This window comes from Nocardia sp. NPDC051911, from assembly GCF_040681035.1.
GTDB lineage: Bacteria > Actinomycetota > Actinomycetes > Mycobacteriales > Mycobacteriaceae > Nocardia > Nocardia sichangensis.
On the sequence record NZ_JBFAXY010000004.1, the window covers coordinates 1 to 11,457 of the forward strand.

The following is an 11,457-nucleotide window of genomic DNA, read 5'->3' on the forward strand; positions in this document are numbered from 1 at the left end:
CCGTCATCGGCAACGACTACATCTGGCCGCGCCGGTCCGCCAAGGCGATTCGGGAAAGGGGACGCGAGCCGGGCCGCGAACGGCGCATGCTCGGTCTCGCTTCGCTCGAAAGTCGTGGTCGAGGTGCGCTGGGCGCTCGGTGCTGGGATCAACCGACCCGTATGTTCGCCGCGGCCCGCCGCCCGGCATGAAAACCGTCGGCTGCCACGGCGTCTCGAGATCTGAGCTCGTAGCGGCCATCCGCGCCTGCCGGTTGGCAGATGGGAGGGTGGCTCGGATGCTCGCTCGGGCGCAGGCTGGGCCTGATCTGTCTCGCCTCGCTCGGAGCCCGTAGTGATGCCGATTCGCTGGCCTGCCGGAGTGATACCGATCCGACCGGTCGAGACGATGCTCACCGAACTCGCGCGGTCGGCGGTCACCGTGACTCCGCGTGGGGGTGGCAGCTCGTATGACGGCGTCGCGGCAGCTCTGTCAGGAACGCGATCTCCGCCGCGCAGCCTCGTGGGCGGGCGGGGACGAGCGAGGCGGCCACTGTCAGCCGCGCTGCTGGAGGCGTTCGACGTACTTGGCGATCACGTCGACTTCCAGGTTGACGGTGGTGCCGACGGTGGCGAAGCCGAGGTTGGTCAGGGAGAGCGTGGTGGGGATGAGGGAGACCTCGAACCAGTCGCTGCTGCCGGTCTCGGCGGGCTCGTCGGAGACGCCGAGGCCGGAGACGGTGAGCGAGATGCCGTCCACGGTGATCGACCCCTTCTCCACGACGTAGCGGGCGATGTTCTCGGGCAGCGAGATCCGCACCACGTCCCAGTTGTCCGACGGAGTGCGCGAGAGCACGGTGCCGGTGCCATCGACATGGCCTTGGACCAAGTGGCCGCCGAGCCTGCTGTTCAGAGCGGCGGCGCGCTCGAGATTCACCTTGGCGCCGACGTCCAGCTTGCCGATGCTGGAGCGATTGAGCGTCTCCGCCATGACGTCGACGGTGAACGAGTCGCCGCCGACCACCTCCACGACGGTCAGGCACACTCCGTTCACGGCGATCGAATCACCGTGCCCGGCATCGGAGGTCACCAGCTTGCCCTTGATCGTCAGCCGCGCGGCGTCGGTCAGCCGCTCGCTGGCGACGATCTCGCCGAGTTCCTCGACGATGCCTGTGAACATGTGCTGTGACTCCTGTCGCGTCGTTGTCTTCCGGTTGCGGAACAGCGCGGGACCCTGCCGCTATTCCCGCCCCTCCTCAGCCTAGTGACGCGGGGTCGCCGTAGACAGCCGCGTTCCGTGCCCGCCGAGGGCGGACCGGGACCCGCGCCGGAACCGACCGCAGGGCGGGCCGAGGCGGGCGGAACCGGCCGGTCCCATCGAAAATGGAACGAAATATGTCCACACCCGCCGTGATCACCCGGACGGACGACATATCCATGATTATTCTGCGGCATTTGGCGTACCGCACGAATTAATTTACCCCGCAGAGAGTTTGCGGATTCATTCTCGATACTCGAACGAAACACGGTTATAACGCAGATTCCGCGCTCGGACGGCGCGGGAGGCGATATCGTTACGCGGCTGACTTCTCGCGTTCAACTTTCCCGACCATGCAGTCCGATGACACGCTCTACCAGGGAACATGCCCGACAAGCGGGAAGCCTGCCACACGATGTTCACTCCTCGAGAAAGCCGGAGAACACAGTGGGACAAATTGGGTCGAACGCAGCTGGGGGCGCAGTGTGACCACATTTCTCGATTCGACGCCGGAAGTTCGCTGCTCACGGTATCGGCGCGAATTCCAGCTGCCCGCATCGATGGATCCCGGTTCGCACCGCATTCTCCTGCACATCGGTGTCGACTACGGCGCCGTCACCATGCCCGCCGAACTCGGCGAGCAGGTGCTACGGCGACTCGCCCAAGACGGAATCGCCGGGCCGGTGGTCGACCATCCGCGAGCCAAGCATTGGACGTTCCTCACCGGCCCCGCCGGGCCGGACGCCGTCAGCCCGGCGGTCTCGGCCGAATTGTTCCGCCTCTACGCCGCGGTGGCCTGCACGGGCAGCCAAGTGGTGCTGCCCTCACCGGACGACGAGCGCACCGGGTATCGCGTGTGGATCCGGTCACCGGAGGCCGGCGCCCGCCGCCCGCCGATCAGCGCGGTGATCGAGACGATCCGCGCGGTCGCCGCGCGTGGAACGCGGACCGGCTAGCACCGTTCAGCGGGCCCACGCCGAGGCCGCCTGGCCGCGCAGCTTCTCCACGGTGGCCGCGGGGTCGGCGGTGCTGTAGACCGCGGAACCGGCGACGAAGCAGTCCACACCCGCCTCCGCCGCCGCCTCGATGGTGTCGGCGTTGATCCCGCCGTCGATCTCGACCAGCAGCCGCAGCTCACCGGCATCGACCAGGTTCCGCACGACGCGCGCCTTCTGCAGCACCTCCGGAATGAACGACTGCCCGCCGAAGCCGGGTTCCACGCTCATCACCAGCAGCGTGTCGAATTCGCGCAGGATCTCCAGGTACGGCTCGATCGGCGTGCCCGGCTTCACCGAGAGCCCCGCCTTGGCGCCCGCGGCGCGGATGTCGCGGGCCACCGCGATCGGATCGTCGGTCGCCTCCGCGTGGAAGGTCACGTTGTGCGCGCCCGCCTCGGCGTACGGCGGCGCCCAGCGGCCCGGATTCTCGATCATCAGGTGGCAGTCGAGGGGGATCTCGGTCGCCTTCAGCAGGCTCTCCACCACCGGGAGGCCGAGCGTGAGATTCGGCACGAAGTGCGCGTCCATCACGTCCACGTGCAGCCAGTCGGCGCCTGCGACGGCCGCCGCTTCGTCCGCGAGGTGCGCGAAGTCTGCGGACAGGATGGAGGGGGCGATCATCGGAGCGGCCGGACGCGGGTGAATCGGGTTGGACACAACGCCGGAGTCTAACGGTACCCAGGGTTGTCCAGCGCGGGAGTGGGTAGCCTGCATAGGGTGATCAATATTTCGGCGGAACAGGGGCTCTACAGCACCCCGGTGGAGATTCGGGTGGCGGCGTCGGTGACACAACTGCCCATCGTGCGTGGGCTCGCCGAAACACTCGTCCTACTCAGCGATTTCACACTGGACGAGGTGGCCGATATCCGGCTGGCCGTCGACGAGGTCTGCTCGACCCTGATCGCGGTCGCCGCCCCGGAATCGAGCCTGAACTGCCGTTTCACCGTCGGCGACACCGTGTTGCTCGTCCGGGTCGACGGCCTGGCGGAGAAGCCGGGGCTGCCCGATCAGCGCAGCTTCGGCTGGCACGTGCTGCGCACCCTCACCGACTCGGTGGAGGCGACCCAGGATTCGTTCGACGCGACGGTCTCCGGATATCCGACGACGGTCGAGTTCCGTCGGGTCCGGGGGAAGGCGTAGTGGCGGACGAAGACACCGTGTACGACTCCCAGCGCGACGACGACGCCGACACGCTGACCACCGAGGACGAGACCGATGCCGAGGAGACCCTGGAGGCGGCGGGCGCGGTTCCCGGTTACGACGATGTCGGATTGCTCTTCGAGCAGCTCGCCTCCAGTGAGGCGGGGACCGCGCGGCACAGCGCGCTGCGCGCGGAACTGATCAGCCGCTGCATTCCGCTCGCCGACCACATCGCCAGGAAGTTCAGCGGGCGTGGTGAGCCGTTCGACGACCTGACCCAGGTCGCGCGGGTGGGGTTGGTGCACGCGGTGGACCGTTTCGACGTCGAGCGCGGCTCCAACTTCCTGTCTTTCGCGGTGCCGACCATCATGGGTGAGGTCCGCCGGTATTTCCGCGACAACACCTGGGCGATGCGAGTGCCGCGGCGTGTCAAGGAGACTCACCTACGCATCGGCGCGGCGATCGACAGTCTCTCCCAGACTCTCGGCCGCTCGCCGACGGCGAAGGAGATCGCCGCCGAGCTGGACGTCGACCCGGACGAGGTGACCCAGGCGGTCATCGCGGGCAACGCCTACCAGCCGAGTTCGATCGACGCGGCCACGCTCGGCCGCGACACCGACGCCTCGCTCCTGGACACCCTCGGCGAGGAGGAGTCCCAGTTCGATCGGGTCGAGGAGTACGTCGCGATCCGTCCGCTGCTGGCCGGGTTGCCGGAGCGGGAACGACGCATCCTCACCATGCGGTTCTTCGAATCGATGACCCAGACGCAGATCGCGCAGCAGATGGGCATCTCCCAGATGCACGTCTCGCGCATCCTCGCCAAGACCCTAGCCCGCTTGCGGGAGCAATCCAGCCGGGAATGACCCCGCTCAGCGCGGCTTGCGCAGCGCCGCCACGAACATGGCGTCGGTACCGTGCCGGTGCGGCCACAACTGTGCCCCCGGCCCGTCGCCGACATCGGTGACGCCGGGCAGCAGTTCGCGGGTGTCGAGCTGCTCGGCGCCGAGGCGGCGCACGGCATCGGCGACGATGGACACCGTCTCCGGCAGATGCGGCGAGCATGTCGAGTACACCACGACCCCGCCGGGGCGCAGCAGATCCCATGCGGCGGTGAGCAATTCGCGCTGCAACACCACCAGTTCCCGGACGTCCGCCGGGGTGCGCCGCCAGCGCGCCTCAGGTCTACGGCGCAGCGCTCCGAGGCCGGTGCAGGGGGCGTCGACCAGGATGCGGTCGTAGCCCGGGGTCAGTCCGCTGGCGCGGCCGTCGGCGACGTGCACGTCCACCGGCAGGTCGTGCACGGCTTTGCGGACCAGCTCGGCGCGGTGCGCGGCGGGCTCGACCGCGTCCACCCGGAAACCGTCGATCGCGGCGATCGCCCCCAGCAGCGCGGCCTTGCCGCCCGGCCCTGCGCACAGGTCGAGCCAGCGACCGGTGTCCGGGCCGTCGAGCGCGGCCCTGGTCAACGCCAGCGCCACCAGCTGGCTGCCTTCGTCCTGCACCGCCGCCATGCCCTCGCGGACCGGCTCCAGCTTGCCGGGATCGCCGCCGTCCAGATAGACCGCGTACGGCGACCAGCGGCCCTCCTCGCCGCCGGTGACCAGCGCGAGTTCCTCCGCGGTGATGTCGCCGGGGCGGGCCACCAGGTGCACCAGCGGGCGGGCGTCGTCGGCGGCGAGCACGTCGCGCAGTTCCGCCGCTCGCGCGCCCAGCGCGTCGGCGAACGCCTGCGCGATCCAGACCGGATGGGCATACTCGAACGCCAACCGGCCGAGGGGGTCGGCGGGCGCGAGCGCGTCGACCCATTGCTCGGGGGTCTTCTCCCCCGCGCGCCGGAGCACCGCATTGACGAAACCGGCTTTGCCCGCACCGAATTCGGCGCGCGTCAACGCGACGGAGGTGTCCACGGCGGCGTGCGCGCCGATCCGGGTGCGCAGCAACTGGTAGACGCCGAGCCGGAGCACGTCCAGCAAGGGTCCGTCGATCTCCTCGATCGGCCTGCCCGCGCCTTCGGCGATCACCGCGTCCAGTAGTCCCAGCGACCGGCACGCGCCGTAGGCGAGTTCGGTGGCCAGTGCGGCATCCCGACCCGACAATCCCCGTTCTCGCAGCAGCGCGGGCAGAACGAGATTTGCGTAGGCATCGCGCTCACGGACCGCCCGCAGCACATCCCTGGCGACCGACCGCGGCGGGTCGGCGGATTCCCTTGGCCGTCCGGCGGCTTTGGCCCCTTGGCGCGGCGCGGTTTGCGAAGCCGGGCGCCCGCCGGTGGAACGGTCCGATCGGCCCGCCGCCGAGCGTCGTCCGGTGGAGCCGCGCCGTTCGTCGCGATCACGGCCGCCCGCCTCGGCGCGCCCACCGCCGGAACGCCGACCGGTCGCCCGCGACCTGTCCGCCGCGTCGCGATCCTGCTGCTTCCCGCCGCCCTGCGCGCGTGCCCGGCCTGCCTCGCCGGAACGATTCGGCGCGGCCTCTCGTTCGTCGCGCCGCCGGTCGCGTGCGTTGCCGTCGCCGGGCCGATTGCCGCGCGTCATTCGACCACCGCGCCCGGCTGCAGGCGGGCGCCGCGCGCCCAGTCGAGCGCGGCCATCATGCGCTTGCCCTGCGGCTGCACCTGGTCGAGCCGCACCGCGGTTGTCGCGGTGCCGACAAACACACCGGACTTGCGGACCTCGATCACCCGCTCCGGCAATTCCTCCTCGACCAACTCGACCGGCCCCAGCTTCAACCGGGTGCCGCCGACCTCGGTCCACGCCCCCGGCGCGGGAGTGACCGCGCGGATCCGCCTGCTGATGGCCAGCGCGGGCAGATCCCAGCGCACGTGCCCGACCTCGACGCCGACCTTTGGCGCGTACGAGACACCGTCGGTGGACTGCGGGACCGCTTGCAAGCTCCCGTCCTCCACTCCGTCGAGCGTCGCTTCCAGCAGGCGCGAGCCGCTGTCGGCCAGCCGCTCCAGGAGAGTGCCCGCGGTGTCGGTGACGGTGATCTTCTCGGTCACCATGCCGAAGACCGGGCCGGTGTCCAGTCCGGCCTCGATCTGGAAGGTGGAGGCGCCGGTGATCTCGTCGCCCGCATCGATCGCGGCCTGCACCGGCGCCGCGCCGCGCCACGCGGGCAGCAGCGAGAAATGCAGGTTGATCCAGCCGAAGCGCGGGATGTCGAGCACCTGCTGGGGTAGCAGCGCGCCGTAGGCGACGACGGGACAGCAGTCCGGCGCCAATTCGGTGAGCCGCGCGACGAATTCCGGCACCGACGGCCGCCGCGGGGTGAACACCGGGATGCCGTGTTCGTCGGCCAGCAGGCCGACCGGCGACCTGGTCACCTTCCGGCCGCGCCCCGCGACCGCGTCCGGCCGCGTCACCACGGCGACGACCTCGTGGCGCCCCGATTCCAGCAGACGCCGCAGCGACGGAACCGCCGGTTCCGGGGTGCCCGCGAAGACGACGCGCATCAGCGGCCCGCTCCGAACGGGTTGGGCCGACCCGCACCGCTCATCGAACGGGCCGGGCGCACCGTCGAGCCCGCCGCGAACCAATCGGATTCGCGGATCACCCGCATCGCCTCCTTGCGCTGGGCCGGGTCGAGACGGTCGATGAACAGCACGCCGTCGAGATGATCGGTCTCGTGCTGCACGCACCGCGCCAGCAACCCTTCGGCTTCGAACGTGACCGGTGCGCCGTCGACGTCCACACCGGTTGCCCGCACCCGCAGGGCCCTGCGCGTGTCGTAGCGCACGCCGGGAATCGACAGGCAGCCTTCCGGCCCCACCTGCTCCTCGTCGCCGACGACCTCCCACCGCGGGTTGACCAGATGCCCCGCGGCGTCGCCCGTGTCGTAGACGAACACGCGCAGCCCGACCCCGATCTGCGGCGCGGCCATCCCGACACCGCCGTCGTCGTGCATCGTCTCGGTCAGGTCGGTCACCAGCTGACGCAGATCACGATCGAACGCGGTGACCTCCGCGGCGCGGGCACGCAAGATGGGATCGCCGAACAGGCGAACGGGCTGGATGGTCACGGCTGGCTCCCGGAAGCGACGAATACGGTCGCCCCATTCTAGTGAGACGACCGGAAATCCCCGATTCGCCAGCCGGAAGCTGGTACAACTCCTATGCGGTCCGGGCGGGGTGTCGATCCCTCCGCCCGGCCGCCCGGAAAAGCCCTGGTCAGCCGTCCGCCGGTGACCGCGGACCAGTGGTGGCCCGCAGCTCGCCGAGCAAGGCGTTCGGCAGCGGGCGGGCAGGCTCCGGCCGGAAACCGTAGTATCGGCGCACCATTCGCTCGTATACCCGGCTCGGGAGCAGCCTGCGGGTCCAGAAGGACAAGCGGACGTCGCGGCCGCACAGGTAGGTCTGCCGTGGCCGGTCCGAGGCCAGGATCATCGCGACCTTGTCGGCCACCGCGGCGGCGGGCTGTCCCGCGGCCAAGTAGCCGCGTACGAGGTCCAGCACGGCGGCACGGTCGTGGTCGTAGGCGGAGATCGGGCTCGACACGTGTCGCGCCGTGTCGATGATCGGGGTGACGGTCCATCCCGGGATGAGTACCGACACCTGGACGCCCGACCCGGCGGCCTCGATGCGCGCGGCTTCGCCGATCCGCTCGACGGCGGCCTTCGTAGCCGAGTACCAACCGCCGTATGGCTCGGCGACGGCGCCCGCTCCCGAACTGACGACGATCACGCGCCCTGCGCCTCGGGCGCGCAGCAACGGCAGCACCGCGCGCAGTACGCGGTGCGTGCCGAGGACGTTGGTGTCATAGAGCGCCGCGGCCTCTGCGGGCGTGGTCTCCTCGACCGCGCCGACGACGCCGTACGCCGCGAAGGTGACGACCGCATGGATGCTGCCGTGCCTGGCGTGCACGTCGCGAACCCAGCGGTTCACCGCTTCTTCGTCGCGCACGTCGACCCGGGCGATTCCGGACGCGGCGACCCGGTCGCATCCCTCGACCGTGTACCCCAGCGCCGCAAGGCGTTCCATGGTGGCCGCGCCCATGCCGTTGGCCGCTCCGGTGACGAGCACCACCGTCACGCGGCACACACCTTCAGTACCCGCGGCAGAACCTCCAGCCGCGCCGACTCCACCATCGTGACCTCGCCGTCCAACTCCAGCGGCGCCGGACGATCCGGCCGCAGCTCCACGACCGAATCGCGATGGCATACCGCCAGCGGCGACCGCCGGAATCGGCCCGCGTACAGTCCCGCGACCAAGCCGAGCGTCCTGAGCTTCCCCGCCTCGGCCCAGATGTTCACATCGAACCGGCCGTCGGCGCGGGTGACCGCCGTGTCGTAGCGCATGCCGCCGGCGAAGTGCACGCTCTTGAGCACGCCGATGTTGGTGATCGGGGCCGCGTGGCTCCAGTCGCCGCCACGAACGGCGACGGTCAGCGGCCGATGGGTGGCAAGGGTGGCGAGTGCGGTGGCGATGATGGCGGCCTCCACGCTGCGCGACTTGAGCCAGCCGACCACCCCGGTGGCGTGGTTGAAGGAATGATTGCCCGCGGCGACCAGCCCCATGCTGGCGTTGAGCAGGAAGTAGCGCACCGCACGCGTGCCGTCGGCCAGCAGCACGCACGCCTTGCCCACGTCGACGAATTCGGCGCGCGCGGCGTCGACCCGCACCGGAACGGTGCCGATACGTCCGGTGCCGGGCACCGGTTTGTGGAAGTCGTTCGAACTGCCCAGCCCCACCGCGCCCAGTGCGCAGCCGGGAGCGCGCGGGTGGTCGGTTGCCGGGTCCATGAGCGCGTTCAGCACCAGGTTGACCATGCCGTCGCCGCCCGCGGCGACCAGCACCGGAGGCGGATCGGGCCGGGTGACGGCCGCGCGCACGAGGTCGGTGGCGTGCCCGGCGTCGGCGGGCAGTTCGACCGACAGGTGCGGGTGACGGTCGCGCAGGGCGGATTCCACCGGCTCCCAGCGCCGCAGTGCGGTACCCGCGTTCGCTCGCGGGTTCAGGACGACGAGCACGAATCCTCCTCGATGCCGAGCCATCGGCGTAGTGCGTGGTGATCGCCCACCGTGACCAGTCCGGTCCGGGCCACGGCCGGCGGTATGCCGGTGGTGGGCGGGCCGACCAGGAAGACCGGGATGCCCAGTTGCGCGGCGGGACCGTCGTGAGCCGGGTCGTTGCCGACCATGACGCAGTCACCCGCGGCCGCGCCCAACTGGTCGAGCAGTTCGCGATAGAACTCGAGCCGCGGCTTGGCGCGGTGCATGGTGTCACCGCTGGTGACGAAGGCGAACGAAGCGAGATCAATTCCGCCCCAACGGATCCTGGCCTCGACGGTGCTGCGCGGCCACAACGGGTTGGTCGCGACCACTTGCCGCGCACCCGCCTCCGCCAGCCCGCGCACCGTCGCCACCGCCGCCGGGCGCGGCGGGAAACACGCTCGCAGCCTCGCGAATTCGACCTCGGCCAACCGGGTGAGGCGGTCCGCGACCACGTCACGGCCGGTGCCGAGACGCTGGGCGAGCAGCAGCACCATCAGCTCCGTGTTGGTGTGGTCGCTGTCGTTGGCGCGCACGTCACCCAGCGTGCGGCGCAGCAGGGGCAGGAAGCGGTGCGGTGGGACGAGATCGCGGAACACCCAAGCCGCGCCCGCGGGCATCAGCGTCGCGAAGGTGCGCCGCCGCTGCCCGATCAACGTGCCGTCCAGATCCCACAGCACGGTCGGCCGTGGGCTCATTCCTGGCTGTCCAGTACTGCTCGCAGGTCCGCTCTGGTCAGCCCGAGGCGGGCGGCGTAGTCGTCGATGCCGGGCGGCCGCGCACCGCCGAGCCCGGTGCGGGACCGGAGTTCCCCAGCGTATGCCGCGCCGAGGTCGTAGACCGTCTTGGCCAGCGCGGCGGGGAACAGCCACCGGCCGAGGTCACGCTGGAACACCCTGGTCAGACGGTAGGGCGCGACCAAGCGGGCCCCGACGGCGGCCACCGCGCCCGGATCGCGCAGCGAACTCATCCTGGCCGCCTCGGCGCCGGGGACCAGGAGCAGCCCGGACCACAGCCGCGCGAAGCCGTCCAGCTTCTCCCGCGCGTCAGCGGTCATATTGAATTCGGTGTAGGCCTTCTCGATCCGGGAGGTGTGGGTGGAACGGCTGCGCAGCAACGTGTGCACGTCGGCGACCTTGCGCGCGGTGTCGGCGCGGGTGAATCGACCCACGCGGGGCGCGATCCGGTCCAGCAGCGCCGCGAAGTCGGGGTTCGGCACCAGCCGGTGCGCGAGGGCGAGAGCGTGGTACATCAGGCCCTCGCTGCCCGCCGCCGCGATCTGACCGGAAAGCAGGTCGTAGTCGAGGTCCGTGCCCGCGTATCGGGCCAGGTTCCAGATGTCGCCGAGTTCGCGTACGCCGGTTTTGTAGTAGGGCAGGTGGATGCCCAGATGGTGCAGGTTGTCCTCGTGCGCCATCGCCCACGCGGGTACGCCGTGGAAGTCGATGGGACGCACACGTTTCCATATCGCGGTGTAGTCCACCGTGTAGGGCGCCAGCGGCGTGATCAGGCCCCAGTGCGTGCCCACCACGAGCGCGCCGTCGCGCGAGACGAACGACGGCAGGTGGTGGGATCGCTCGGCCCGCGCCTTGGGCGGCTTGCCGAGCAGCTCGGAGGTCGCGAACAGGCCGAGTTCACGGTAGACCTCGACGGCCGTGTCGACCTGGTCCGGTTCCAGCAGGATGTCCAGGTCGTTCATGCGCTTGTAGCGCGGGTCGCGGTAGATCTCGGTGGCGAAGAGCATGCCCTTGAGCACCACGCAGCGCACACCGCGTTCGTCGAGCCGCCGCACCAGCTCCACCGCCCCGGCCAGGCGGCGGTCGTTGGCGGTCGCGATTTGCTCGGTGACGGCGTCGAACCGCACCCGGACCAGGGGCGGCACCAGCTCGTACACCTCGGCGGCGATCAGCGAGCGCCGCGCCAGCGGGACGGTCGCGTTGAGCTGTGCCAACTCGAAGAAGGCCGCCCAATCGGTGACCCGGTGGGCCAGCTCGACCAGTTCCGCGCGTTCTTCGCCGCTGGGTGCGGCCAGCGCGGCGTGTACCAGCAGCCGTTCGGCGTCGGTCCCGGCCGCGGCGATCACGGTGTCGGTCAT

The 11,457-nt window shown here is 70.4% G+C and carries 13 protein-coding genes; 4 read left to right on the forward strand and 9 right to left on the reverse strand.

Features of this window, described 5'->3' with window-relative positions:
• Positions 1-191, forward strand: a 191-nt coding sequence (locus AB0L97_RS06060; RefSeq protein ID WP_364425734.1) for a hypothetical protein, incomplete at its 5' end; no start/stop codon positions are given.
• 343 nt (positions 192-534) lie between these two features.
• Here AB0L97_RS06060 and AB0L97_RS06065 read toward each other — a convergent pair.
• The gene (locus tag AB0L97_RS06065; RefSeq protein WP_364425736.1) at positions 535-1,158 is read right to left on the reverse strand and encodes a riboflavin synthase; all 624 of its coding nucleotides are present in this window, start codon (positions 1,156-1,158) and stop codon (positions 535-537) included.
• A 563-nt stretch (positions 1,159-1,721) separates the two neighbouring features.
• Between AB0L97_RS06065 and AB0L97_RS06070 the strand changes: the two genes are divergently transcribed.
• Positions 1,722-2,192 (forward strand): hypothetical protein, encoded by a 471-nt coding sequence (locus AB0L97_RS06070; RefSeq protein ID WP_364425738.1) that lies wholly within the window; start codon positions 1,722-1,724, stop codon positions 2,190-2,192.
• Positions 2,193-2,198: 6 nt separating this feature from the next.
• On the opposite strand, the gene rpe is transcribed toward AB0L97_RS06070, so the two are convergent.
• Positions 2,199-2,855, reverse strand: a complete 657-nt coding sequence (gene rpe, locus AB0L97_RS06075; RefSeq protein ID WP_355071047.1) for a ribulose-phosphate 3-epimerase — start codon at positions 2,853-2,855, stop codon at positions 2,199-2,201.
• 96 nt (positions 2,856-2,951) lie between these two features.
• On the opposite strand from rpe, the gene AB0L97_RS06080 reads away from it, so the two are divergent.
• Both AB0L97_RS06080 and AB0L97_RS06085 read left to right on the forward strand, forming a co-directional pair.
• Positions 2,952-3,374, forward strand: a complete 423-nt coding sequence (locus AB0L97_RS06080) for an anti-sigma factor (protein WP_355070725.1) — start codon at positions 2,952-2,954, stop codon at positions 3,372-3,374.
• Positions 3,374-4,237, forward strand: coding sequence for an RNA polymerase sigma factor SigF (locus AB0L97_RS06085; protein WP_355070723.1), 864 nt, complete (start codon positions 3,374-3,376; stop codon positions 4,235-4,237). Before AB0L97_RS06080 ends, AB0L97_RS06085 begins: the two co-directional genes overlap by 1 nt.
• A 6-nt stretch (positions 4,238-4,243) precedes the next feature.
• Here the strand turns inward: AB0L97_RS06085 and AB0L97_RS06090 are convergent, their stop codons facing one another.
• The 7 genes from AB0L97_RS06090 to AB0L97_RS06120 form a co-directional block, all read right to left on the reverse strand.
• Entirely contained in the window at positions 4,244-5,908 is a 1,665-nt protein-coding gene (locus AB0L97_RS06090) for a transcription antitermination factor NusB (protein WP_364425741.1), read from the reverse strand.
• Positions 5,905-6,828 (reverse strand): methionyl-tRNA formyltransferase, encoded by a 924-nt coding sequence (gene fmt / locus AB0L97_RS06095; protein ID WP_364425743.1) that lies wholly within the window; start codon positions 6,826-6,828, stop codon positions 5,905-5,907. Before fmt ends, AB0L97_RS06090 begins: the two co-directional genes overlap by 4 nt.
• Complete coding sequence (gene def, locus AB0L97_RS06100) at positions 6,828-7,394, reverse strand: peptide deformylase (protein ID WP_355070717.1); 567 nt, start codon at positions 7,392-7,394, stop codon at positions 6,828-6,830. Before def ends, fmt begins: the two co-directional genes overlap by 1 nt.
• Positions 7,395-7,542: 148 nt before the next feature.
• Positions 7,543-8,403 carry an SDR family NAD(P)-dependent oxidoreductase gene (locus tag AB0L97_RS06105; protein ID WP_364425746.1) on the reverse strand — a complete coding sequence of 287 codons (861 nt, stop codon included), beginning with the start codon at positions 8,401-8,403 and terminating at the stop codon, positions 7,543-7,545.
• Positions 8,400-9,341 carry a diacylglycerol kinase family protein gene (locus AB0L97_RS06110; RefSeq protein WP_364425748.1) on the reverse strand — a complete coding sequence of 314 codons (942 nt, stop codon included), beginning with the start codon at positions 9,339-9,341 and terminating at the stop codon, positions 8,400-8,402. The genes AB0L97_RS06105 and AB0L97_RS06110 overlap by 4 nt, the downstream gene beginning before the upstream one ends.
• Positions 9,326-10,060 (reverse strand): HAD family hydrolase, encoded by a 735-nt coding sequence (locus AB0L97_RS06115; RefSeq protein ID WP_364425750.1) that lies wholly within the window; start codon positions 10,058-10,060, stop codon positions 9,326-9,328. The genes AB0L97_RS06110 and AB0L97_RS06115 overlap by 16 nt, the downstream gene beginning before the upstream one ends.
• The gene (locus AB0L97_RS06120) at positions 10,057-11,457 is read right to left on the reverse strand and encodes a nucleotidyltransferase family protein (RefSeq protein WP_364425752.1); all 1,401 of its coding nucleotides are present in this window, start codon (positions 11,455-11,457) and stop codon (positions 10,057-10,059) included. The genes AB0L97_RS06115 and AB0L97_RS06120 overlap by 4 nt, the downstream gene beginning before the upstream one ends.

Coding starts and splice junctions, on each gene's coding strand:
- AB0L97_RS06065 (WP_364425736.1), bottom strand. CDS start 1,158: ATGTTCACAGGCATCGTCGAGGAACTCGGCGAGATCGTCGCCAGCGAG.
- rpe (WP_355071047.1), bottom strand. CDS start 2,855: ATGATCGCCCCCTCCATCCTGTCCGCAGACTTCGCGCACCTCGCGGAC.
- AB0L97_RS06090 (WP_364425741.1), bottom strand. CDS start 5,908: ATGACGCGCGGCAATCGGCCCGGCGACGGCAACGCACGCGACCGGCGG.
- fmt (WP_364425743.1), bottom strand. CDS start 6,828: ATGCGCGTCGTCTTCGCGGGCACCCCGGAACCGGCGGTTCCGTCGCTG.
- AB0L97_RS06115 (WP_364425750.1), bottom strand. CDS start 10,060: ATGAGCCCACGGCCGACCGTGCTGTGGGATCTGGACGGCACGTTGATC.
- AB0L97_RS06120 (WP_364425752.1), bottom strand. CDS start 11,457: ATGACCGACACCGTGATCGCCGCGGCCGGGACCGACGCCGAACGGCTG.